Annotated in this window: 16 protein-coding genes; 9 read left to right on the forward strand and 7 right to left on the reverse strand. The window is 75.4% G+C overall.

Features of this window, described 5'->3' with window-relative positions; translation table 11 throughout:
* From AB0K34_RS12495 to AB0K34_RS12530, 8 genes are all read left to right on the forward strand, one after another.
* A partial coding sequence (locus tag AB0K34_RS12495) for an alpha-glucosidase C-terminal domain-containing protein (RefSeq protein ID WP_364547852.1) occupies nucleotides 1–1083 on the forward strand: 1083 nt, incomplete at its 5' end.
* A 1-nt stretch (nucleotide 1084) separates the two neighbouring features.
* Nucleotides 1085–2506, forward strand: a complete 1422-nt coding sequence (locus AB0K34_RS12500) for an aminoglycoside phosphotransferase (RefSeq protein ID WP_364547855.1) — start codon at nucleotides 1085–1087, stop codon at nucleotides 2504–2506.
* 284 nt (nucleotides 2507–2790) lie between these two features.
* Complete coding sequence (locus AB0K34_RS12505) at nucleotides 2791–3711, forward strand: NlpC/P60 family protein (RefSeq protein WP_301178118.1); 921 nt, start codon at nucleotides 2791–2793, stop codon at nucleotides 3709–3711.
* A gap of 383 nt (nucleotides 3712–4094) precedes the next feature.
* A complete protein-coding gene (locus tag AB0K34_RS12510; RefSeq protein WP_301178117.1) occupies nucleotides 4095–5018 on the forward strand; it encodes a zinc ABC transporter substrate-binding protein in 924 nt (307 codons plus the stop codon).
* Nucleotides 5019–5023: 5 nt separating this feature from the next.
* Nucleotides 5024–5653: an ATP-binding cassette domain-containing protein gene (locus AB0K34_RS12515; RefSeq protein WP_138638424.1), complete on the forward strand. Its 630-nt coding sequence runs from the start codon at nucleotides 5024–5026 to the stop codon at nucleotides 5651–5653.
* Nucleotides 5650–6543, forward strand: a complete 894-nt coding sequence (locus AB0K34_RS12520; RefSeq protein WP_138638414.1) for a metal ABC transporter permease — start codon at nucleotides 5650–5652, stop codon at nucleotides 6541–6543. Before AB0K34_RS12515 ends, AB0K34_RS12520 begins: the two co-directional genes overlap by 4 nt.
* A gap of 211 nt (nucleotides 6544–6754) precedes the next feature.
* Nucleotides 6755–7813: a rod shape-determining protein gene (locus AB0K34_RS12525; RefSeq protein ID WP_301178116.1), complete on the forward strand. Its 1059-nt coding sequence runs from the start codon at nucleotides 6755–6757 to the stop codon at nucleotides 7811–7813.
* A gap of 68 nt (nucleotides 7814–7881) precedes the next feature.
* On the forward strand, nucleotides 7882–8820 hold the full coding sequence (locus AB0K34_RS12530) for an MBL fold metallo-hydrolase (RefSeq protein WP_301178115.1): 939 nt from the start codon (nucleotides 7882–7884) through the stop codon (nucleotides 8818–8820).
* Here the strand turns inward: AB0K34_RS12530 and AB0K34_RS12535 are convergent.
* The 7 genes from AB0K34_RS12535 to AB0K34_RS12565 form a co-directional block, all read right to left on the reverse strand.
* The gene (locus AB0K34_RS12535) at nucleotides 8804–9976 is read right to left on the reverse strand and encodes an FUSC family protein (protein ID WP_364547862.1); all 1173 of its coding nucleotides are present in this window, start codon (nucleotides 9974–9976) and stop codon (nucleotides 8804–8806) included. The genes AB0K34_RS12530 and AB0K34_RS12535 overlap by 17 nt on opposite strands.
* A complete protein-coding gene (locus AB0K34_RS12540) occupies nucleotides 9973–11409 on the reverse strand; it encodes a sugar porter family MFS transporter (RefSeq protein WP_205719400.1) in 1437 nt (478 codons plus the stop codon). Before AB0K34_RS12540 ends, AB0K34_RS12535 begins: the two co-directional genes overlap by 4 nt.
* A 61-nt stretch (nucleotides 11410–11470) precedes the next feature.
* Nucleotides 11471–13477 (reverse strand): hypothetical protein, encoded by a 2007-nt coding sequence (locus AB0K34_RS12545; RefSeq protein ID WP_364547865.1) that lies wholly within the window; start codon nucleotides 13475–13477, stop codon nucleotides 11471–11473.
* The gene (locus AB0K34_RS12550) at nucleotides 13474–14628 is read right to left on the reverse strand and encodes a VWA domain-containing protein (protein WP_138638420.1); all 1155 of its coding nucleotides are present in this window, start codon (nucleotides 14626–14628) and stop codon (nucleotides 13474–13476) included. Before AB0K34_RS12550 ends, AB0K34_RS12545 begins: the two co-directional genes overlap by 4 nt.
* Entirely contained in the window at nucleotides 14625–16898 is a 2274-nt protein-coding gene (locus AB0K34_RS12555) for a DUF5682 family protein (RefSeq protein WP_138638421.1), read from the reverse strand. Before AB0K34_RS12555 ends, AB0K34_RS12550 begins: the two co-directional genes overlap by 4 nt.
* Complete coding sequence (locus AB0K34_RS12560) at nucleotides 16898–17992, reverse strand: AAA family ATPase (protein WP_138638422.1); 1095 nt, start codon at nucleotides 17990–17992, stop codon at nucleotides 16898–16900. The genes AB0K34_RS12555 and AB0K34_RS12560 overlap by 1 nt, the downstream gene beginning before the upstream one ends.
* On the reverse strand, nucleotides 17989–21321 hold the full coding sequence (locus tag AB0K34_RS12565; RefSeq protein ID WP_364547870.1) for a DUF4132 domain-containing protein: 3333 nt from the start codon (nucleotides 21319–21321) through the stop codon (nucleotides 17989–17991). Before AB0K34_RS12565 ends, AB0K34_RS12560 begins: the two co-directional genes overlap by 4 nt.
* Nucleotides 21322–21369: 48 nt before the next feature.
* Here AB0K34_RS12565 and AB0K34_RS12570 point away from each other — a divergent pair, with 48 nt between their 5' ends.
* On the forward strand, nucleotides 21370–24849 hold the full coding sequence (locus AB0K34_RS12570) for a protein kinase (protein WP_364547872.1): 3480 nt from the start codon (nucleotides 21370–21372) through the stop codon (nucleotides 24847–24849).
* The last annotated feature ends 1 nt before the right edge of the window (nucleotide 24850 follow it).

Here is a 24850-nt window from a genome sequence, read left to right on the forward strand (position 1 = left end):
GGAACCAACTGCGAGAACCTCCCCGAAACCCACGCCTACCTCAAACGCGTCCGCGCCGAAGTCGACCGCCTCTACCCCGACCGCGTCCTGCTCGCCGAGGCCAACCAATGGCCCGCCGACGTCGTGGAGTACTTCGGCGACCCCGCCGCCGGCGGCGACGAATGCCACATGGCCTTCCACTTCCCCGTCATGCCCCGCATCTTCATGGCCGTCCGCCGCGAGCAGCGCTACCCCATCTCCGAGATCATGGCCCAGACCCCCAAAATCCCCGAATCCTGCCAATGGGGAATCTTCCTGCGCAACCACGACGAACTCACCCTGGAGATGGTCACCGACGAAGAACGCGACTACATGTACACCGAATACGCCAAAGACCCCCGCATGAAAGCCAACATCGGCATCCGCCGCCGCCTGGCCCCCCTCCTGGACAACGACCGCAACCAACTCGAACTCTTCACCGCCCTGCTGCTCTCCCTCCCCGGCTCCCCCGTCCTGTACTACGGCGACGAGATCGGCATGGGCGACAACATCTGGCTCGGCGACCGCGACGCCGTCCGCACCCCCATGCAATGGACCCCCGACCGCAATGCCGGCTTCTCCCACTGCGACCCCGCCCGCCTCTACCTGCCCGTCATCATGGACCCCATCTACGGCTACCAGGCCGTCAACGTCGAAGCACAGGCCAACAACCCCGGCTCACTGCTGCACTGGACCCGCAAAATGATCGAGATCCGGCAGCGCCACCCCGTCTTCGGCGTCGGCTCCTACGTCGAACTCTCCGCCTCCAACCCCTCCGTCCTCGCCTTCACCCGCGAGATCACCGAGGACGAGAGCCCGTGGGGCGAGATGGACACGGTCCTGTGCGTCAGCAACCTGTCCCGCTTCCCGCAGCCGGTCGAACTGGACATGCGGCGCTTCGAGGGCTACTCCCCCGTCGAGTGCATGGGCGGCGTCCAGTTCCCCGCCATCGGGGAGCTCCCGTACCTGCTGACACTCCCCGGGCACGGCTTCTACTGGTTCCAGCTGCTCCCGCCGGACGACGCCGGCCAGGACCGGATCGTGGGCGCGGGAAGGACCGTCTGACATGCTGCCACCCCGAGCGGAGCTGACCCGGGACCTCGCGGAGTGGCTGCCCAGGCAGCGCTGGTTCGGCGGCAAGGACGGCCCCATCGACGAGCTGTCCATCGGCACCGCCACCGAACTGCGCACCGGCGACCCCGCCCTGCACCACCTCGTCCTCGACGTCCGCCAGAACGGCACCACCGACCACTACCAGCTCCTCCTCGGCGTCCGCCGCGAACTCCCCGACCGGCTCCGCCACGTGGAGATCGGACGGGACGCCGGCGGCACGGGCGGCACGCGGGCGCGCACGTACGACGCCGCCCACGACCCGGACCTGACCCGGACGCTGCTGGCCGCGCTGGCGGACGGGGCGTCGATCGGGCCGCTGCGCTTCCACCACGCCGGCGGCGCCCGCATCCGGACGGACCTGGCGAGCCTGCCCATCACCGCCGAGCAGAGCAACACCTCGCTGCTGTTCGGGGACGCCTACATCTGCAAGCTGTTCCGCCGGCTCAGCCAGGGCGTGAACCTCGACCTGGAGGTCAACCTCGCGCTCACCCGCCAGGGCTGCGCGCACGTCCCGGCCGTGCACGGCTGGATCGAGCTGGACGCCGGCGAGCCCGGCGAGGAACCGGTCACGCTCGCGCTGCTGTCGGACTACCTGCACACCGGCGCGGACGGCTGGAGCCTGGCGATCGCGAGCGTCCGCGACTGGTTCGCCTACCCGCTGCCGTCCGGCGACGAGTGGGCGGAGCTGGACGCCGCCGTCGCGGGCGGCGACTTCGCGGCCGAGGCCGAGCGGCTCGGCGCGGCCACGGCGCAGGTGCACCGGGCGCTCGCCGACGCGTTCGGCGTGACGACCGTCCCCGCCGCCGAGGTGCGCGCGCTGGCCGCCCGGATGAACGCCGAGCTGACCGCCACGTGCCGGGCGGTGCCCAACCTCGCGCCGCACGCCAAGGCGCTCACCGGGGCGTTCCTGGACCTGGCCGCGCGGACGGCGCCGCTGACCGTCCAGCGGGTGCACGGCGACTACCACCTCGGCCAGGTGCTGCGCACCGAGTCGGGCTGGGCGCTGCTGGACTTCGAGGGCGAGCCGGCCCGCACGCAGAGCGAGCGGCGGGCCCTCGCGCACCCGCTGCGCGACGTCGCCGGGATGCTGCGCTCCTTCGAGTACGCGGCGCGGTTCCTCATCACCAAGGCCGGCACGGTGCCGACCGAGTCGGGGCCGCACCTGGAGACCCGGGCGCACGCGTGGGCGGCGCGCAACCGCGCCGCGTTCTGCCGCGGCTACGCGGCGGCCGGCGGCGCCGACCCGGCCGCGCATTCGGTGCTGATGCACGCGTTCGAATTCGAGAAGGCCGTCTACGAGGTGCGCTATGAGGCGCGGAACCGGCCGGCCTGGCTGCCCGTTCCGCTGACCTCGCTCGCCCATCTGACCGCTTGATCAAAGACACTGAAGAACGCAGCTAATTCCGCACCATGATCATGTAAAATCGGCCGCTTCGCTCAATTCCCCGGCGATCAACGGGTACCCGAACTCTCGGCAGGATGGTGATCACCTGCCGACGCGATACCCGGCAATGGGGAACGGAGAGAACAGCGATGTCCATCGCACGCCATTCACATGATGACGCGGCCGGAAGCGGAGCATTCGGCGGCCATACCGGCGGCACCCGGCCGGCGGCCGGCCGAAAACGGGGGACGCTCCGGGCGGCCGTCGTCGCGACGGTGACCGGAGCCGCGCTGGCGGTACCGCTGAGCGCGCCCGCGCCGGCGGCGATCAACCCGGCGGTGCTGCGGAGCCTGCACCTGGACTCCGCCACGCTGGCGAAGGTGAAGGCGTACGACCGGTACCGGACGCGCGTGGCGTCCCAGCGGTCCAAGGCCGGGAAGGCGCTCCGGTTCGCCCGCAAGCAGATCGGCAAGCCCTACCGGTGGGGCGCCGACGGGCCCGGCGGCTATGACTGCTCCGGTCTCGCGATGGCGGCGTGGCGCAAGGCGGGCGTGAAGATCCCGCGCGTCACCTACGCCCAGTACCGCCAGGTCGACCGCAAGGTGAAGTACGGCGACCTCGAGCCGGGCGACCTCATCTTCTTCCACGGCCGCAGCCATGTCGGCCTCTTCGTCGGACGCGGCAGGTTCCTGCACGCGCCGCACTCCGGCGCGCGGGTCCGCATCGACAAGATCGGCAAGCGGCGCAAGGGGCAGTTCGCCGGCGCGGTCCGGCCGGGCGCCCCGGCCTACAAGGAGTTCCCGGCCTCGGTGCGGGAGCTGGTCGAGAAGATCGACCGGATGAGCGCGGAGAAGCGCGCGGATCAGCCGCCAGATAAGGGGCGGACCCCCCAAATTCCGCCACCATCCGACACAGTTCCTAATTCACCCAAGAATCCCCCGCTCACCGCCCCCGGACACACCCCGGCGGACAAGGCCGCTCCACCCGGCCGCCCCGCACAGAAGCCGGACGATCCCGCGGCACAGGCTCCGCGAAGCGACACACCGTCGGACAAGACAAAGCCTGAACCGAGGCCGCGCATACAACCGGCCTCCACCGCGCCCGCAAAGCGGCACCCCTTCTACCAGCACCGCGTCTGGGCGAAGTACACGGGTCCCTACGACTATCTGCCGGCCGTGTCCGGCAGACCGCTCTGACCGAACGCACGACCGGCACCGCCGCAGCGGACGCCGCGGCGGCGGTGCCGGACCTGAAGCGGCCCCTCCGAGAGGCGACGGGGCCGCCCTCCTCGCCCAGCGCGAGACGCGGCCCGATGTAGCGCCGCAAGTGCAGGTCGAACGCGACCGCCGCGCCGTACTCGGCGGCGAGATCCGCGAGCCCTGCCCCACTCCCGCCAGAAGGGCGATGTCACCCGCGCTCACGCCGGGGTCTCCGCTCATGCCGTCACCTGCTCGACGCAGGTGACGTTGCCATTCCCCCGTCCCGTTCACAGGCTCGGCCGGACCATCGTGCGGTCCGGCGAACGCGGCAGGTCATGCTAAGTTGCACTGAAAACCGTTTTCATTCTCGGGAGCCTCTCATGACCTCTCTCCTGCGTGCCCGCGTCACCGGGGCGGGCGCCCTCCTCACCGTCTCGGCGCTGCTGGCGGCCGGCTGCGGATCGTCGCCGGACGCCGGGGCGACCGAGGAGAAGGACGCCGCGGTGCCCGTCGTGGCCTCGACGAACGTCTACGGCGACATCGCCCGGCAGATCGGCGGCGACAAGGTGTCGGTGACGTCGTTCATCACCGACCCCGCGCAGGACCCGCACTCCTTCGAGGCCGGGACGCGCACCCGGCTCGCCCTGTCCAAGGCCGGGGTCGTCATCGAGAACGGCGGCGGCTACGACGACTTCATGGACACGCTGCTCAAGGGCGCGGCGTCCAAGGCGACCGTGCTCAACGCCGTGGAGGTCTCCGGGCGGACCGCGCCGGCGGGCGAGGAGCTGAACGAGCACGTCTGGTACGACCTGCCGTCCGTCGGCCGGCTCGCCGACCGGCTCTCCGCCGCGCTCGCCAAGGCCGACCCGGACGGCGCGAAGACGTACACGGCGAACGCCGACGCCTTCAAGGCCAAGCTGAAGACGCTCGAAGAGAAGGTGGCCGCGCTCAAGGCCGCGCACGCGGGCGACGGCGTCGCCATCACCGAGCCCGTCCCCGTCTACCTGCTGGAGGCGGCCGGGCTGGAGAACCGGACGCCCGAGGAGTTCAGCGAGGCGGTCGAGGAGGAGGGCGACGTCCCGCCCCGCGCCATGCGCGACATCCTCGCGCTGCTCACCGGCAAGAAGGTGAAGGCGCTCGTCTACAACTCCCAGACCAGCGGGCCGCAGACCGAGCAGGTCGAGAAGACCGCCGAGGAGAGCGGCGTGCCCGTCGTGCCGGTCACCGAGACGCTGCCCGAGGGCACCGACTACATCACCTGGATGGACGGCAACATCGCCGCGCTGGGGAAGGCGCTGTCGTGATCGCCATGCGCGGCGCCGCCCTCTCCTACGGGGAGCGGACGGTGTGGAAGGGACTGGACCTCGACGTGGCGGAGGGCGAGTTCCTCGTCGTCCTCGGGCACAACGGGTCGGGCAAGACCAGCCTGCTGCGGGTGCTGCTCGGGCTGCAGCGGCTGACGGCGGGGACGGTCACCGTGCGGGGCCGCCCGCCGCGCCGGGGCAGCGACCTCGTCGGCTACGTCCCGCAGCACCGGGCCGTCCCGCCGCACACCCCGCTGCGGGCCCGCGACCTGGTGCGGTTCGGCATCGACGGGCACACGTGGGGGCCACGGCGCCGCCCCCGGGAGACGCGCCGCCGGGTCGAGGACGCCCTGCGCGACGTGGGCGCCGCGGCCTACGCGGACGTCCCGCTCGACCTGCTGTCGGGCGGCGAGCTGCAGCGGGTCCGGATCGCGCAGGCGCTGGCGACCGGCCCGCGCATCCTGCTGTGCGACGAGCCCCTCGCGTCGCTGGACGCCGAGCACCAGCGGATCGTCGCCGAGCTGGTCGAGCGGCGGCGGCGCGAGCACGGCACGGCGGTCGTGTTCGTCACGCACGAGGTCGAGCCCGTCGCGCCGTTCGCCGACCGGGTGCTGGAGCTGGGTGAGGCGGCGTGAGCTGGCACGAGATCTGGCACGAGATCTTCAACTTCGAGGACTACGGGGCGCTGCTCGGGCTCGTCCGCAACTCGCTCATCGCGGGCGCCGTGCTCGGGCTCGTCGGCGGGCTCGCCGGGACGTTCGTCATCATGCGCGACCTCCCGTTCGCCGTGCACGGCATCAGCGAGCTGTCGTTCGCGGGGGCGGCGGGCGCGCTGCTGCTCGGCCTCAGCGTCGCGGGCGGCTCGGTCGTCGGCGCGCTGGCCGCGGCCGCGCTGATCGGGCTGCTCGGCGCGAAGGCGCGCGACCGCGGCTCGGTGATCGGCGTGCTGATGCCGTTCGGGCTGGGGCTCGGCGTGCTCTTCCTCTCCTTGTACAAGGGCCGGTCGGCCAACAAGTTCGGCCTGCTCACCGGGCAGATCGTCGCGATCGACACGCCGCACCTGTCGTGGCTGCTCGGCACGTCGGCGGTGGTGCTGGTGTGCCTCGCCCTCATGTGGCGGCCGCTGGCGTTCGCCAGCCTCGACCCGGACGTGGCGGCGGCGCGGGGCGTCCCGGTGCGGGCGCTCGCGCTGGCGTTCACGCTCGTGCTCGGGCTCGCGGTCGCGGTGTCCGTGCAGGTGGTCGGGGCGCTGCTGGTGCTCGCGCTGCTCTGCACCCCGGCCGCCGCGGCGGTGCGGGTCACCGCGTCGCCGGTGCTCGTGCCGGTGCTGAGCACGGTGTTCGCGACCGTGTCGGTGGTGGGCGGGATCCTGCTGTCGATCGGCTCCAGCATCCCCGTCAGCCCGTACGTGACGACGATCTCGTTCGCGCTGTACGCGGTCTGCCGCGCGGCCGGGGCGGTCCGCGCGCGGCGCGGCTGGACGGCGCGGCGCGCCGCGCCCCGCCCGGACGCGGTGCCCGCCTGATCGTTCCCACCTGATCGTTCCCACAGGAACTCTTGGTGCCCGCCCGGCGCCGCGCGCCGGACGGGCACCGCGCCGCGTCCGACGTTCCGGACATGCCGGATCGGTGATCACCGGGTCGTTGCGATTCGCTTACCCGCCCGTGGGCATCGCCGCAGGTCGCAAGGGCATCAACAAGACTCTTGCGACTTTCGGGGCGATTGGGAGGGACGCGATGTGGGACTTCGCGGGCCGTGACACCGCTATCGACCTGGGCAGCGACACCGTGCGCATGCACGTGCGGGACCGCGGCGTGGTGTGCCGCGAGCCGTCCGTGCTCGCCCGGTCCCGGGACACCGGGCACATCCTCGCGCTGGGACGGCCCGCGCGGGAGATGGCCGGGCGCAACCCCGACGTCACGCTCGTCCGGCCCATCCGGGCGGGCGCGCCGACCGAGACCGACGAGGCCGAGTACCTGATGCGGCACCTCGTCCGCCGGCACCACCGCCGCCACTACACCGCCCGCCCCCGGCTCGTCGTCACGGTGCCGAGCGGGATGACCTCCGTGCACTACCGGGCCCTGCAGTTCTCCGCCTACCAGGCCGGCGCGCGGCGCCTCACGCTCGTGCCGACGCCCATCGCCGCCGCGATCGGGATGGGCATGACCTCGTCCACGCGGCCCGAGATCGCCGTCATCGCCTGCGTCGGCGCGGACGTCACCGACACCGGCGTCATCGCCTTCGGCGGCCTCGTCACCTCGCACACCGCCCGCGTCGGCGGCTCCTCGCTGGACCGCGCGATCGTCGCGATGGTCCGGCGCGAGCACGGCGTGGCGCTGTCGGAGTCCGCCGCCGAGCGGGCGAAGCTGGAGGTCGGGGCGGTGCCGCCGCTCGGCCGCCGGCCGGTCCGGCAGACGGTCGTGACCGGCCGCGACATCACCACCGGGATGCCGCGCGAGGTCGTCCTCACCACGCTGGACATCGGCCGCGCGATCAGCGGGCCGGTGACGGAGATCGTGGACGCGATCCGGGCCGGCCTCATCGGCTGCTCCCCCGAGATCTCCGGCGACCTGGTGAGCGTCGGCATCACGCTCACCGGCGGCTGCGCGCGGCTGCCCGGCCTGGAGCGGATGATCCGGGAGCGGACCGGGCTGGAGGCGCGGCTCGGCGACGACACCGGCGACGCGGCGGTGCTCGGCGCCGGGGAGGTGCTGCGCTCGGCCGGCAGCGGCGAGCCGTCGGCGCGCAAGTCCTCGCCGCGCCCGCACGTGCTCACCACGCTGCCCGAGTACTGACGGGGGCCGCCCGAGTACCGACCGGCGGGCGCGTCGCCCAGGCCGGCGCCCGGTTAGACTGCGCCGACATGAGCGACGCGCCCGGCCTCGACGGCCCCGGAAGCCCCCGCCTGCAGGAGGTCTCGGACGGGATCTTCGCCTACGTCCAGCCCGACGGCACCTGGTGGATCAACAACACCGGCTTCCTCGCCGGGGCGCGCGGGGTCGTCAGCGTCGACTCGTGCTCGACCGAGCGCCGCACCCGCGCCTACCTGGAGGCGATCCGGTCGGTGTCGGACCGGCCCGTCCGGACGCTGGTCAACACCCACCACCACGGCGACCACACGTTCGGCAACTACCTGTTCCCCGGAGCCACCGTCGTCGGCCACGAGCGGACGCGGGAGGGCGCGCTCGCCTGGGGCAAGCCGTTCGACGAGCCGTTCTGGACGAAGGTCGACTGGGGCGACGTCGAGATCGAGCCGCCGTTCCTCACCTACACCGACGGCGTGACGCTGTGGGTGGACGACCTGCGCTGCGAGGTCCGGCACGTGGGGACGCCCGCGCACACCACCAACGACTCCATCGTCTGGATCCCGGACCGCCGCGTCCTGTTCTGCGGCGACCTGCTGTTCAACGGCGGCACCCCGTTCCTGATGCAGGGGTCGGTCGCGGGCGCGATCCGGGTGCTGGAGGAGGTCGTCGCCCCGCTCGGCGCGGAGACGATCGTCCCCGGGCACGGCCCGGTCGGCGGCCCCGAGCTGATCGACCGCGTCGTCGCCTACGCGCGGTTCGTGCAGGCGACGGCCGCCGCGGCGAAGCCGGCCGGGCTGTCGCCGTTGGAGGCCGCGCGGGAGGCCGACCTCGGCCCGTTCGCGGAGCTGACCGACGCCGAGCGGCTCGTCGGCAACCTGCACCGCGCCTACGCCGAGCTGGACGGCCTCGAACCGGGCGGCGAGATCGACCTGGCCGCCGCCCTCGGCGACATGATCACCTACAACGGCGGCCGCCCCCTCACCTGCCGCGCCTGATCCGGCCGGCCCGCCGCGGCACGAGCCGCCGCAGGAGGCGCGGCGGCCGGACCGCGCCCGGCGGCGCGGGCACGTCGTACCGGACGGCGCCGCCCCGCACCGCCGCCCGCGCCTCGGCCGCGTCCACGCCGGCGAACACCAGCACGTCCACGGCCGCCATGCGCAGCGCGGCGGCCGCGTCCCGGCCCGAGGCGACGCTCTCCAGGTCCGGGTCGCCGGCCCGCGCCGCCAGCGCGACCGCCCCGTCGGCGGCGCGGCGGCGGACGGCGTGGCCGCCGGGGTCGGCGGCCAGGTCGCGCAGGATCGCGGCGAGGTCCGCGACGGCCGGGACGAGCGCGCGGCGCTGCTCCGGGCCGGCCGTGAGCGCGGTGCGCGCCACCAGGACGGCGCTCCCGCCGAGGAGGTCGAGCCGGGCGGCGGCCGCGCTCTCCCGCACCGTCACCGCGCGCCGCGTCCGCCACACCAGCGAGTACCGCGGCACGGACGTGCTGGCCTCGGCCATGCGGGCGAGGTCGGCGAGCCGGTCGCGCTGCTCCCGCAGCCGGGACAGCGCCTCCTCGCGCAGCGGGTCGTCGTCCTCGCGCAGCGCCCGGACGGCCCGGTCGAGCCCGTCGGCCATGCCGTCCAGGGCGGCGCTCTCGGCGCGCCGCAGCAGCGCGAGGGGCTCGGGGGTGAACAGCAGCTGGCTGAACACGAGCGCGACACCCGCGCCGATCAGCGCGTCCACGATCCGGAACGGGCCCGCCTGCCCGCCCGCGGCGGTGACGGTGAGGATCGCGGACGCGGCGGACTGCGCGACCACCAGCCCGGACTCGGTGACCGCGCGGGCCAGCACCATCGAACCGAACACGGCGAGGGCCAGGGTGCCGTAGCCGCCGCCGAGCGCGAGCACGGTCAGCTCGCCGAAGCCGATGCCCATCACGACGCCGGCCAGCAGCTGCACGGCGTTCACCCCGCGCCGGCCGCGCGCGGTGTTCAGCGCGACGACCGCGGCGATCGGCGCGAAGAACGGGTCGCCGTGCGGGCCGAACAGTTTCGCGATGACCCAGGCGAGGGTCGCGGCGGCGGTCTGCTGCGCGATCGGCCACGCCCCGGACCGCACCCGCCGCCAGGCGCCCGCGCAGCCCGCCCGCAGCCGCGCCCGGCCCGGCCTCATCCAGGGACGGCGCCGTCCCGCCGGCGGCCGAAGCGGCGCAGCAGGTCGGCGTCCACCTCGGCGAACTCGCGCCCCCGCGTCTCCGGGACGAACCGCGCCGTGAACAGCAGCCCCGCCAGCGAGATCGCCGCGAAGATCCAGAACGTCTCGCCCTCGCCGAGCGCCTTGGCGACCGGCAGGAACACCAGGCTCACCACGAAGTTCGAGGCCCAGTTCACCGCGGTGGACGCGCCGGAGCCGGTCGCGCGGGCGGGCCCGGGGAAGATCTCACCGATGATCGCCCAGAAGACGGGGCCCATCCCGACGGCGAACCCGGCGATGTAGAGGACCATGAACACCAGCGACGGCCCGGACGGCCAGCCGGCCACGAACGCCAGCCCGAGCAGCACCATCGTGACCGTCATCGCCCCGAGCGAGAACAGCAGCAGGGCCCGGCGCCCGGCCCGCTCGATGAGCCGGATCGCCACCACCGTCATCAGCAGGTTGATGACGCCGATGGCGATGGAGTAGTAGATCGAGTTGGCGGCGCTGAGCCCGGTCCGCTCGATGATCGTCGGCGCGTAGTAGATGATCGTGTTGATCCCGCCGAACTGCTGGACGGCGGCGAGCACGACGCCGACGGTCAGCGCGGGACGGACCCGGGCCGACAGCAGGGTGCGCCACCCCGGGCGCCCGCCGCCGTCGCGGGCCTGCTTCCGCGCCGCCGCGAGGCGCCGTTCGATGAGCCGGTCGGCGGTGTCCTCGTCGGTGACCGAGGCGATCAGCCGGCGGGCCCGCGCCCGGCCGCGGCGGCCGCCGGCGGCGAGCAGCCACGCCGGGGACTCCGGAAGCCACCAGAGCGCCGCGGCGACCATCACCAGGGCGGGCACGGCGCCGCAGGCGATCATCGCGCGCCAGTCGCCGGGGCCGGCGAACGCGACGTTGACCATGTAGGCGACGAGGATGCCGACCGTGATGAGCAGCTGGTTCAGGGTCAGCAGGCTGCCCCGGATGGCGGGCGGCGCGATCTCGGAGAGGTAGACCGGGACGGTCGCGGAGGCCGCGCCGACGGCCAGCCCGAGGATCAGCCGGCCGCCGAGCAGCATCGGCAGCCCGGTCGACAGGGCGGCGACCGCCGTCCCGGCGAGGAAGACGAGCCCTTCGGCGCCGAGCGCCCGGCGCCGGCCGATCCGGTCGGCGAGGCGGCCGGAGAGCAGCGCGCCGATCATGGCGCCGAGCACGAGGATGCTGACGACGCTGCCCTGCTCGAAGGAGTTCAGGGAGAAGTCGGTCCGGATGAACAGCAGCGCTCCGGAGATCACGCCGGTGTCGAAGCCGAACAGGAAGCCCCCGACGGCGATCAGGACCGCCCATCTCCAGATCCTGCGCAGCCCTTCGGGCGTGACCTCGTCGAGCGGTCCCTCGTGTACCCGCGCCCGCGAAAAACCCTGCATGATCGCCCCCTACCGCGCATTACCCAGCGTCCTCGCATCGATACACGCGGTGGCGGGGCGATCAGCGGAGTTCGGCGGTCGTCAGCAGGCGGACGTGGGCGGCGGCCCACGCGCGGACGGTGCGGTGCGGGTCGTCGGCGGTGAGCGCCGCGGCGAGGTCCGCGACGGACGCGGCGGCGGCGCGGAGCCCGGCGCGGTCCAGTTCCCGCCCGGTGCGGGCGATCCGCTCCCGCAGGCCGGGCGTGGTGTGCAGGAGCCCGCGGTGCGCGGCCTCGGCGGAGGCGTCGAGGGCCTCCGCCAAGGCGTGCGTCAGCGGGTCGCGGGCGGCGGCGGCCGGGGCGTCGAGCGCCGCGGTGCCGTCGCCGGGCATCAGGTCGGGGACGACGGCGCCGTCCGCGGTCATGACGGCGAACGGGTCGATGACGATGCCGCCGCGGTCCCTGCGGACGGCGCCGGTCACCAGCCGGGGGCCGCCCTCCAGCGCGGCGGCGAGCGCGTCGAGCGCGGCGGGGCGGTGCGGGCTGTAGTCGGCGGACACGACGGCGGCGGTCCCGGCCGCGTCCGCGACCACGGCCTCCAGACGCTGCGCGCCGGGGTGGTAGCCGATGTCGCGGACCTCGGCGACCGCGACGGCGCGGACCAGTTCCGCCGCGACGCGGGGGCGGACGAGGCGGGGCGGCAGCGCGTCCAGCGCGCGGGCCTCGGCCGCGAGGTCGCGGACGAGCAGCGCGGCCGGCAGGCTCTCCCAGGCGTCGCCGAGCGGCGTGACCGTGGTCTTCGCGACCCGGCCGGCGGTGACGCGGACGATCCGGCCGGCGCTGCGGGACGCGCTCTCCGACACGACGTTCGAGGCGGCGAGCGACCGCAGCGGCACCCCGAGGATGCGGCGCCCGGCGAGGTCGGCGCCGGTGAGGCGCTCGCCGTCCGGGACGTCCCAGCGGCGTTTCAGGACGAGCGCCACGCCGGTGCCGGCGTGCGCGAGGTAGATGTCGGCGGTGCGGTGCGCGCCGGTCCCCGCGACGCGGCAGCCGAGCCCGACCAGCCGGACGCGGCGCAGCGGCGTCTCGGCGCGCTCGTCGGTGCCGAGCGCCTGGGTGCGGTCCGGTCCGGCGGCGGCGCGGTGCCGGGCGTGGACCTCGGCGAGCAGTTCCGCGACCCGCGCGGGGTCGTGGTCGGCGCGGCGCTCGTGGTGGGCGGTGAGCTGGGCGGCCAGGTCCTCCAGCGCGGCGGCGGGCCAATGCATGCCGCGTGCCGCCAGGTCGGCGGCGGTGCGGCCGAGCGCGGCGGCCGGCACCGGGCCCGCGTTCGCGGCGCCCTCCAGCAGGAGCTGGCCGGCGAGGTCGAGGGCGGCGTCGAGCGCGGCGCCGCCGTCGCCGCGCGCCGCGCCCGGCGCGCCGCCCACGTCGAGGCGGACCTCGGCGCCGGTGAGGCCGCGCTCGTCGGCGGCGCGGAACGCCCAGGCGGCGAGCACGGTGACCTCGCCGCGCACCGCCGCGACGGCGTCGGTGTCGACGTAGCCGAGCTCGCCCGGCACGAGGAACCGGACGGTGCAGGACGGCAGCTCGGCATGGGCCACCGGGTCCTGCGCGGTGGGGCGGCGGAGCCTCGCCGAGTACCCGGCGCGGAAGGCGCGGCGGGCCGCGGTGAGGGCGCGCTGCCCGAGGACGCGGGCGAGCGCGTCGTCGTCGAACGTCCCGGGCGACCAGGACGCGTCCGCCCGCTCGGGCTCGGCGGCGGGTTCGCCGGCGGGTTCGGCGGCGGGTTCGGCGGCCGGTCCGGCGTCCGCGGTCCGCTGGTAGGCGAGGACGAGGCAGATCCGGTGGCGGCACGTCCCGGTGGCGGCGCACGAGCAGGTCGCGGCCTCCAGCCCGGCGCCGGCGGGCAGGGACGTCTTGGTCCCGTCCGGGAAGGCGCCGTCGACGCCGCCGTCCGGGGACACGGCGATCTCGGGGCCGTTCCCGGCGTCCAGGTCCTTCGCGGCGCGCTTGACGAGCCCCCGGTTGGCGAGGGCGGCGAGCGCGTCGGGGGTGAGCGCGAGCAGGTCGGCGCGGAGCACGGGGCGGGTCACCGGCCGATCCGCTCGGCGACGAACTCGGCGAGCCGGCCGGGCGTCATGGCGCCGACGTGCGCGCCCTCGGCGGCGAGCCGGCCCGCCATCGCGCGGTCGTAGTCGGGGTTCGCGTCCTCGTCGAGCGCGGCGAGCCCGAGCACGTGCGTCCCCTGCTGGACGAGCCTGCGGACCTCCCGGACGAGCCGGTGCGGGTCGCCGCCCTCGTAGAAGTCGGTGACGAGCGCGACGATCGCGCGGCGCGGGTTCTCCACCAGTCCGGCGCCGTAGCCGACGGCCCGCGCGATGTCGGTGCCGCCGCCGAGCTGCACCTTCATCAGCAGCTCGACCGGGTCGGTGACGTCGGCGGTGAGGTCGACCACGGAGGTGTCGAACGCGACGAGGTGCGTCTTCAGGCCGGGCAGCCCCCACAGGCACGCCGCGGTGACGGCGGAGTGCACGACGGACCCGGCCATCGACCCGGACTGGTCGACGAGCAGGATCAGCTGCCACTGCTCGACGTGCCGCCGCGTCCGGGACACGAACCGCGGGTTCTCGATGTAGAGGCGGCGCTCGTCCGGCCGGTAGTGCGCCAGGTTCGCGCGGATCGTCCCGTGGAAGTCGAAGTTGCGGGAGTTCTTGATGCGGCTCGGGCGCCGCGACCGGGTGCCGTGGAACGCCTGCCGGACCTCGGTGGCGAGCCGCTCCATCAGCTGCCGGACGACGGCCTCCACGATCCGCCGGGCCAGCGCCAGCACCTCGGCGTTCATCAGGTGCTTGGTGCGCAGGACGGCGCGCAGCAGCGTCGCGTCCGGCTCGATGCGCTCCAGCACCTCGGGGTTCGTGACGATCTCGTGGATCTCGTACCGCTCGACGGCGTCGCGTTCGAGCCGCTCGATCGTCTCCTTGGGGAACAGCCGGTGCACGGCGTCCAGCCAGTCGACGGTGGTGAGCTGGGACGGCCCGTCGCCGCCGGTGCGGTCGCCGCCGGGCGCGGCCGTCCCGCCGCCGGGCCCGCGCCGCACGCCGCGCCGGCCGAGGTCGGGGTCGCGGCCGTAGAGCCAGTCGAGGGCGGCGTCCCGTTCGGCGGCCGCGCCGGACAGCGCCCCCGTGCACCCCTCGGCGGGGGCGCCGAGGACGAGCCGCCAGCGTTCCAGATCGGGCGGGATCACGATTCTCCTTCAAGAAGTCCGGCGGCCGCCAAGGCCCGGTCGACGCGCTCTTCCAGGGCGCGGGCCTCCGCGAGGAGGAGGGGGTCGTCCGGTGCGCGCAGCAGGGTGCGGGCCGGAGCGTTGAGGCCGCGCCGCTCCAGCAGGCCCTCGGCGATCGCCTCGCGCTCGCGCGGCGGGAAGAACCCGAACGCCTGCCGCAGGGCGGGCAGCGCCACCTGGAAGTCGCCGTCGGTGAGGTCGCCGAGCAGCTCGTCGAGGACGCCGAGGACGGTCCCGTCCGGGTCGAGCACCTCCTGCCGGGCCAGGGCGAACAGCCCGGCGAGCCAGTCGCCGAGCACGTCGGGGCCGGCGGCGCCGCGCACCGCGCGGGCCGGGTCGGCGGTGTCGCCGAGCGCCCGGCCGAGCCCGAACGCGGCGCCGCGCAGGTCGGGCGGGACGTCGGGCCCGGCGGCGACGCGGCGGGCGACGCCGAGCGCGGCGTCGCGGTCCAGGGCGAGCGTCCCGGACGCGTGCAGCAGCGCGTCGCGGACCGCGGCGACGGCGCGCAGCCGGTCGAGGTCGGCGGGCGCGGGCCCGCCGCGGATCCCCTCGGCGAGCCACAGGATCCGGGCGGCGCACTCCTCGACGACCGTCCCGAACAGCGGGCTCCGGGCCGTACCGAGGACCCGGTCGTGCCGCCACAGCCCGAGGACCGTGCCGAGCGCGGCGCCGAGCCCGGCGAGATCGGACGAGCCGGCGATCCCGGCCGCGATCGCCTCGGCGATCCGGTCGGAGCGGTCGGCGCAGCCGCACAGCGCCGCGTCGAACAGCGCGGCGGCGAGCCGCTCCATGTCGGCACCGGCGGCGTGCACGCGCTCGTCCAGGGCGGCGCCCGCCGCGTCGGCGAGCGTCGGCCCGTAGGCGCCGGCCTCGATCAGCGCGGAGCGGCGGTGCCCGGCGGGGTCGGCGGCGGTCAGCTCCCACCGCTCCTCCAGCACCGGGTCGGCGCCCGTCTCGGGGCCCGACTCGCGCCGCGCGCCGGGGACGCCCAGCACCCGCAGGCGGTGCAGGGCCCGGCTGCGCTCCAGCCCGCGCGGCGACGCCAGCTTCAGGACGACCTGCCCGTCCCGGTCGAGGCCGAGGCGCTCCAGTTCGGCCTCGGCGTCGTGGACGAGCGGCGGCGCGGGCGTCCTGGGGTGCAGCCGCCCGGTCCGGTCCCCGCTCAGCGCGGCGACCATCTCCACCACGGCCGGGTGGGCGCCGGGCGCGAGCGGACCCCGCGACGTCCACGGCAGCCGCTGGTCGAGGTCGTCGTTCACCAGGGCGGACACCAGGCCGTCCAGCAGGTCGGTGCGGGCGGGGGCGCGGTGGCCGCGCAGCCGGGTGAGGCCGTCGGTGAGGGTGCGGGCGGCGATCAGGTCGGCGGTCGACACGACCTGCCCGCGCCCGCGCAGCCGCGTCGCGACGCGCTCGATGAGCGCGCCCGCCGCCGCGCCGGGGCCGTCCTCCCAGAGCCGCTGGTAGTACTCGGGCGACGGCATGCCCGACTGGTAGCCGGTGAAGGCGTCCAGGCGCTTGAACGAGTACGGGACGAGGAAGCCGCCGCCGATCGCGCCCTCGGGCGGCTCCGGCACGTCCGGCCACCCGGTGGAGCCGGTCGCGGTGAGCGCTTCGAGGGCGGGCTTGTGGAACCCGCCGGTGACCACGACGACGGGACGGTCGCCGGCGTCGGCCACGGCCGCCCGCACCCATGCCGCCATGTACGCCTCGCGGGCCGTGTCGTCGGCCCTGGCCTCCGCCTCGCCGCGCAGCAGCGCGAAGTACGCGTCGAGCCGCTCCCCGACGCCCTCGGGATCGATCTCGAAGAGGTGGTCCCAGAGGATGTCGGTGTTGTCGACGGCGAACTCGCGGCAGAGCCGCTCGGTGACCTCGGCGTAGCGGCGCTCGGCGTCGGCGTACCGGTTGCTGCGCTCGGCGAACGCGGGATGCCAGGCGGGCAGGTCGATGAACCGCAACTCGGCGCCCACGGCGCGGCCCTCGCGGAGCGCGACCCATTCCGGCGAGTACCCGCAGAACGGCGACCAGGAGGCGTGCACCCGCTCCGCGTCCCGGTAGTAGCTGAAGACCGCGACGGGCGGGGTGTGGCCGAGCAGCAGCTCGTCCATCCTCGGGCCGAAGTCGGCGGGCCCCTCGACCAGCACGTACGCGGGCCGCAGCCGCCGGATCGCGTCCCGGACGAGCCGCGCGCACGCCGGGCTGTGGTGCCGGACCCCGAGGAACGTGGCGGCCATCAGCCGGGCAGCAGGTGCCGGGCGGCGTGCAGCGCCTTCCACTGCGCGCCGTCGCGGCGGGCCGCCTGCTGCTCCAGGTAGCGGCGCAGCCGGGTGAGGTCGTCGGGGCTGTCCTTGGCGGCGGTGCCGGCGAGGCACTCGACGATGTCGGCGGCGGTGCCGGGCTCGCCGCGCAGGAACCAGCCCCGCACGCCGATCTGGTGCGCGACCGACACGGCCTCGGCGGTGCTCATCACCGCCGACAGCCGGTCCATGGCCCGGCCGTCCTCGGTGGCGGCGCCGCGCAGCTCCCGGAACGCGGTGACGAGGACCTCCAGGACGTCGCGGCGCGGCGGCGCCTCGACGCCGCTGTGCTCCAGCAGCCGCCGCGCCTCCTGCTCGACCAGGTCCAGCTCGGTGCCGAAGTCGGCGATCGGGAACACGGTCTCGAAGTTGAACCGCCGCTTGAGCGCCGCGCTCATCTCGTTGACGCCCCGGTCGCGGGTGTTGGCGGTCGCGATGACGTTGAAGCCGTCCCGCGCGAACACCATCGCGTCCGCGCCGGTCAGTTCGGGGATGGCGAGGACGCGGTCCGACAGCGGGGACAGCAGCGCGTCCTGCACCTCCAGCGGGCACCGGGTGATCTCCTCGAACCGGACGACCTTGCCCTCCGCCATGCCGGTGAGCAGCGGCGCCGGCACCAGCGACCGCGTGGACGGCCCCTCCGCGACGAGCAGCGCGTAGTTCCACGAGTACTTGATCTGGTCCTCGGTGGTGGCCGCGCCGCCCTGGATCGTCAGCGTGGACGTCCCGCTGACGGCCGCCGCGATCAGCTCCGACAGCAGCGACTTCGCCGTGCCGGGCTCCCCGACCAGCATCAGCCCGCGGCTCGTCGCGAGGGTGACGAGCGCGCGGTCGATGAGCGCGGTGTCGCCGACGAACTTGCGGCCGATGCCGAGCGCCTCGTCCCCGGTGATGAACCGCCGCGCCGCCGTCAGGCTCAGCGCCCAGCCGGGCGGGCGGGGGCCGGTGTCGTCCTCCCGGAGCCGGTCGAGTTCCCCGGCGAACCGGACCTCGGCCGGGGGCCGCTGGTAGTCGGTCTTGTCGTCGCTCATGCTTGCGCGGCCTCCGCGAGAGTGGTCAGGTCGGCGAGGATCTCGGACGCGGTGACGGCGTCCAGCTCGCCGAAGGTGAGAGGGGTCCCCTTGCTGGGCCAGAAGTCGCCCGGCTCCGTCGCGAACCACACGTAGTCGAGGACCTGGTGGTCGCCGGTGGCGTCCACGGCGCCGACCGAGATGCCGGGATCGAGGTCGATCACCACGTACCGGTCGCCGGCGACGCGGCGGGAGATCCACCGCTCGCCGCCCGCGTCCTGCGGCTCGCCGCGCTCCCAGCCGAGCTTGACGAGGCCGAGGACCTTCCCGAACGGGACCTTCAGGCCCTCGAACCGCTCCAGCCGGCCGCTCTCCCGCTCGGCCTCGGTCAGGACGTGGACGGGACGGCCGAGCTGCGGGAACGGCTGGAGGATCTCGTAGTCGGCGAACACCTCGGCCCACGCCTCGACGTCCGTGCCGGGGCGCGCCGGATGCATGAGCCCCACCTGGGCGGACGCGGGGAGGTCGAACGCGTCGTCTTCGGCGTCGGCGAACGTGCCGTCCTCGGCGACGCGGAACGCGGTCGCCGCGGCGGCGTCCCCTTCCCCGCCGGATTCAGGGTCGTAGGCGACCCAGAGCAGGCGGCGCGCGATGTGCCGGACGAGCGGGTGCCGGACGATGAACGCACTGAAGTCGTCGGGGGCCCAGCGGCGCTGCGTCACCATCGCCCGCTCCAGGCGGCGGATCTGGTCGGCGGCGGCGGTCCGCACGTCCTTCTTGAGGTCGGTGAACGCCTTGTAGGCGGCGGGCGCGAGCTCGGGGTCGTCCTTGGCGCCGGGTTTCGGGAGGGCCTTGCGGCGCTTGCCGTCCTCGTCGGTGACGAACGGCTTGAGCTGCTCGTCGAACCCGACGGTGAAGCGGCGCGGCCCGTAGTCGAGGACCATGCCGCCGTTCGCGTCGAGCCCGAAGCCGGGGACGAGCCGGTCGCCGAGCTCCTCGGTGGTGAGGCCGAGCCGGTCGGCGACCTGCCGGATCCGCGCCTGCGCCTCCACCTGCAGGCCCTTGAACTTCACCTTCTGCGCGATGCCGTGCAGGTGCATCAGCGCGACGTCCGTCCCGATCTCGCCGAGGACGCCGAGGCCGGTGACGGCGTTCTTGTGCCCGCCCTCGCCCGGCCACGCGCGGATGACCGGGGTCAGCCGCCGGACGGTCCCGTCGTCGCCGGTGCGGCCGAGCTGCCGCAGCGCCCACCCGTCCTTGGACGGCTTGCCCGCGTCGAGCCACTGCTGGAACAGCGCCCACCCGAACTCGGCCACCGAGCCCGGCTCGCACGCCGCCGCCAGCTCGTCCATCCCGTGCGGGGCGTCCAGGGTGAGCAGTTCGATGAGGGCGCGGACGGCGTCCGGGGGCAGGGCGCGGTCGCGTCCGCGCAGCAGGACCTGCGGGAGCGGCGCCGGGTCCACCCAGATGCCGGTCTTCACCGGCTGGGCGAGGCCGGTCTCGGTCGGCGCCAGGGACAGCAGCTCCTCGACCGCGTCCGCCGCCTCGTCGCCGTGGGCCGCGCGGGCGGCGTCCACGACGGCGGGAAGGCCGTGCGCGGCGAGGACGTGGCGCAGGGCGGTCTCGGCGCCGCGCCAGTCCTTGGCCTTCGCGGCGAGCGCCGCCGGGACGAGCAGCGGGACGGCGGCGAGCCCGTGCCGGTCGAACCAGCGGCGGGCGGGCCGCAGCCGGTTGCCGCGCTTGACCAGGCCCTCCGCCATCAGCAGCGCGACGTCCGCGTCCAGGTACGGCATCAGCGGGTCGGCGCAGGTCTCCGGGTTCGGCCGGGCCGTGCGGAGCGCGGCGGGCAGCGCGTCCAGTTCGTAGCGGGCCGCGAGCGGCCGCATCCACACGTGGGCGAACCGGCGGATCAGCCCTTCGTAGCCGGGGAGCAGCGGCCGGACCACGTCCTCGGGGCCGTAGCACATCAGCTGCAGCGGCGCGATCTTGTGGTCGCCCGCCTCGTAGCCCTCGGCGATCGCCTCCCAGTCGGGGTCGGCGGGCCTCCCGACGTGCCGCTCCAGGTCCGTCTCCAGCCATTCCCGCCGTTCGCCGTCGCGCCAGGCGAGCCGCGGCGCGGGCGGCGTCAGGCCGGTCAGGACGGGCCGCCGGGGGTCGCGCCACGGCGGGGCGGCGAGCACGGTGGGCAGCTCGTCCGGCGCGGCGTCGGGGACGCGCGCCGACGCGGCGGTGACGCGCTCGACGGCCGCGGCGACGTCGTCCGGCAGGCCGGGCAGCACGGCGGCGACCAGCTCGGCGTGGGCCGCGGCATGGCCCGCGAGCAGGTCGTCGGCGCCCGCCCTGGCCAGCAGGCGCAGCGCCCGCACCGGGAACCGTCGGGCGGCCTCGATGACCGCCACGCGCGCGTGCTTGCGGTCGAGCCGGTCGAGCAGCGCCTGGAACGCCTCGTCGGTCGGCAGGACGGCGATCGTCTCCAGGACGGTCTTGCGGTCGTCGGAGGGCAGCCGGCCGCCGTCGACCGCGTCGAGCAGCAGCGGGAGGACGCCGGGGCCGACCCCGTCGACCAGCGTGGCGAGCAGCGCCCGGTTCGCCCGCCCGTAGGGCAGGCCGCGCGCCAGCGGCGGGGCCGCGAGCTGGTCGGCCGAGCCGAGAGAGGACAGCGCGAGCACGGTCAGGTCGACGCCACGGCGCGGCGGCAGGGGTGCGGCGCAGCATTCGTCCACCCAGTCCTGCCGGGTCGGGACCAGGTACGACACGAGCCACCGCGCGCCCCACCCCGTCCGGTGCGCGGCCAGCCGTTCGACCGCGCCGGCGTAGTCGGCCTCAGGGGCCGCGGCCAGCAGCCCGCGGACGCGCCGCGCGTCGTCCAGGGAGACCGCTACGGTGGCCTCGTCCGCGATGCGGGCGGCACCGACCGAGGTGCCCCGCCACGAGCCGCCGCCCTTGCGGGTCGCCTCCGTGCGGCTCAGCTCGACCAGCGCGCAGGCCGCGAACGCGAGGCCGTGCTCGGCGGTCCAGGCGTCGATGTACGCCCGGTGCACTTTGCCGCGCACGTACGGGCCTCCGGCGCCCATCACGGTGACCGCCGCGACCGCCGCCGCCCCCGCCGGGTCGGCCGCGCCGTCCAGGTGCCGGCGCGCCGCCTCGGCGAGCGCCGCGTCGCCGGCCCCTCCTTCGAGCAGCGCCTCGACCGCCCCGCCGGTCTCCTCGGCAAGGCTCCGCACCGCGCGGGGTGCCGCCGGGTCGACCTTGATCTTCGGACCGGGGGCGCCGCCGCGGCGGGCGTGCAGCGCCCGCCGCCACACGTCGGGGATGGTCAGGACGTCCTCGCCGGGGGGCTGATCTTCCATGGCGCCCAACGGTAGAGGAGCGGGCCGACAGATCCGTAGGATTCCCCCATGACCGAGGCGACCTGGCGGCCCGGCGATGTCGTGCTCGATCTCTACGAGGTGCGCGACGTGGTGGCCACCGGCGGCATGGGCCTGGTCTACCGGGTGCGGCACCGCGGCTGGGACGCCGAGCTCGCGATGAAGGTGCCCCGTCCCGAGCTGGTCGGCTCCGAGGACGCGCTGCGGAGCTTCGAGGACGAGGCCGAGACGTGGGTCGGGCTCGGCCTGCACCCGCACATCGTGAACTGCGCCTACGTGCGCCGGCTCGGCCCGCTGCCCGGCGTGTTCGCCGAGTGGGTCGGCGGCGGCAGCCTCGCCGACGCGATCAAGGACGGGCGGCTGCGCGGCCCGGACCCGCGCCGCACCGCGGGCCGGTTCGTCGACGTCGCGATCCAGTTCGCCTGGGGACTGGACCACGCGCACCGCAACGGGCTCGTCCACCAGGACGTGAAGCCCGCGAACGTGATGCTCACCTCGGACGGGACGGTCAAGGTCACCGATTTCGGGCTGGCGAAGGCGCGGATCCGGGCGGGCGAGGACGGCGTCCCGCGCCCCGACGCCGACCCCCTGGTCAGCTTCGCGGGCCTGACCCCGGCGTACTGCTCCCCCGAGCAGGCGCGGGCGGCGGCGGGCGACCGGGCGCCGCTGACCCGCGCGACGGACGTGTGGTCGTGGGCGCTCAGCGTGCTGGCGATGTTCACCGGCGGCCCGCCGGTGTGGTCCGGCGCGGACGGCGGCCGGGCGTTCGAGGAGTTCGCCGTGCGGGCGGCCGGCGTCCTGCCGCCCGGCCTCGCGGACCTGCTGCGCGCGTGCTTCCGCCCGGACCCGTCGTCGCGCCCGGACCGGATGGACGAGCTGGCCGAGGCGCTCGCCACCGTGTACGCGCAGGTCACCGGCACCCCCTACCCCCGGGAGCGGCCCGCGCCCGCGACGCTGCTCGCGGACGGGCTGTCGAACCAGGCGCTGTCCATGCTGGACCTCGGCCACCCAGAAGAGGCGGAGGCGCTGTGGGAGCGGGCTGTCCGGGCCGACCCGCACCATCCGCACGCCGTCTTCAACCGGGGCCTGCGCCTGTGGCGCACCGGGCGGATGACGGACGCGCAGCTCATCGGCGAGCTGGAGCAGGTCCGCGCGACGCACGAGGACGACTGGATCGGCGATCACCTGCTCGGCCTCGTCCATCTGGAGCGCGGCGCCGCGGCCGAGGCGGTGGCGCTGCTGGAGGCCGCCGCCCGGCGGGCGCCGGACGCCCCCGAGCCGGCCGCGGCGCTGGCGAGCGCCCGGCGGCTGCCCGCCGCGCCGCCGCCCGCCGTCCTGGAGGGCCACGCCAACCCGGTCAGCGCGGTCGCGCTCGGCGCCGGCGCCGGGCTCGCGGTCAGCGGCGGCCGGGACGCCTCGAACCCGCCCCCGCCCGGTGCGGAGGGCGGCACGGTGCGGATCTGGGATCTGGCGGCCGGGCGCTGCGTCCATGTGCTGGCCGCGCATTCCGCCGGGCTCGCGGGCGGGGTGAGCGCGGTCGCGCTGAGCCCCTGCGGCCGGTCAGCGGCCTCCGGTGGTGCGGACGGCGCCGTGCTCGTCTGGGACGTCCGGTCCGGGCTCGTGCTGCACCGCCTCGAAGGCCATGCCGGGCGGGTCGATTCGCTCGCGTTCGCTTCGGACGGCTCGCTCCTGGTGACGGCCACTGAAGGCGGCGTCGTCCGGCTCTGGGACACCGGCGACGGCCACTGCGTCCGCACTCTGCAGCAGGAACAGGATCTCCCGCGCGCGCTCGGCGGAGCTGTCGCGATGACCGGTGACGGGCATGTCGTCAGGTGGGAGCCCACCACCATGCGCCTGCGGGTGTGGAGCGCGGCCAAGGGCATGCTCGTCCGGACGACGTCGCTCCCCCGGGCCCGTGTCGCGCTCAGCGCGGGAGGACGCGCCGCGCTCGCCGCGACCGAGACGGAACTGCGCGTCTGGGACACCGTGGCGGGCCGTCCGCTGCGCGCCCTGGAGCGGCGCGTCAACCCCGACACCCGGTTCGCCGTCAGCGACGACGGCGCGCGGGCCCTGTCGACCGGCCCGGACGGCCTGCAGCTGTGGGACCTCGGCGAAGAACGCGGCGTCCGCACCCTGCCGGGCCGAGGAGCCCTCGGCGGGACGGTGGCGCTGAGCGACGACGGCCGGTACGCGCTCACCGCACCGGGCGCTCCGGCCGTCCACGCGTGGCACCTGGCAGATCCCGGGCCGCGCGCCCCCTGGAGCCACGCGCGCCCGCGCACGGCGGCGGAACTGGCCCGCGAGGCCGACGCGGCGGGCCTCGCGCTCTCCCGCGCCCGCAGGCACGCGGACGCCGGGGACTGGGCGCGGGCCGGGGCGGAACTACGCGCTGCCCGGAACGTCCCGGGCCACGAGCGGAGCCGCGACCTGCTCCGCCTGTGGCGCGAGGCCGGGCGGCACGGCCGCCGGACGGACCTGCTGGGCGCCTGGCAAGGGCCCGAACTTCCCGGCACCGACCGCAGGTCGGTGAGCGCGAGCGCGCTGAGCGCCGGCGGCGTCCTCGCGGTGACGTTCGGCGGCTGGCCGATCGTGTGGCTCGTGGACACCGCGTCCGGGGAACACCTGCACACGCTCCAGGTGAGCGGCATGTCCGTCGCGTGCGTCGCCTTCACCCCGGACGGCCACCGGCTGCTGACCGGGGCGAGCGACGGGAAGGTCCGCATGTGGGAGGTGGCGTCCGGCGAGTGCGTGCGCGTCCTCGGCGGCCACAAGGCCGACGTCAGGTCGCTGGCGGTGAGCCCGGACGGGCGGCTCGCCGCGTCCGGCGACGAAGACGGCACCGTCCGCGTCTGGGATCTCGCCAAGGGCAGGCGCAGGCACGCCCTCAAGGGCCACAGCGGGGTCGTCCTCTCCCTGCGCTTCGGGCCCGACGCCGGGACCCTCCTGGCGTGGGACATGCGCCGGGTGGTGACGCACTGGCGGCTCCAAGGGCGGCGGTCGCGCGTCCTGCCGGGCCAGTCGCCGGCCGCGATGAGCGCCGACGGCCGCACGGTCGTGACGTGCGGGCACACGGTGGGCGCCCTCTGGATCTCGGACGGGACGACCGGCGAAGGCACCGGCTACATCCGGGGCCCGGCGGAGGAACTCGCGTCCATCCACGTGGACGCCTCCGGCTCCCTCGCCGCCACCGTCGGCCCTGACAGCGCGCTGCGCGTCTGGGACCTGCGCGCCGAACGCCTCCTGCACCGCCTGCCGGAGCCGGTCACCTGCCTGGCGCGGAGCACCGACGACCGGTTCGCGGTCTCCGGCGGGCCCGACGGGAACCTGCGCGTCTGGGACGTTCCCTCCGGACGCTGCCTGCACACCCTCAAGGCCCACACGGCCGCGGTCACCTGGGTCGGCCTCAGCGCCGACGCCCACCTCGCGGTCTCCCGCGACCGGGACCATGTGCTGCGGGCCTGGGAACTCGACTGGGACCACACGTTCGACGACGGACCACACGTTCGATGAC

Origin of the sequence: Actinomadura sp. NPDC049382, assembly GCF_040677125.1 — a bacterium.
Classification (GTDB): domain Bacteria; phylum Actinomycetota; class Actinomycetes; order Streptosporangiales; family Streptosporangiaceae; genus Spirillospora; species Spirillospora geliboluensis.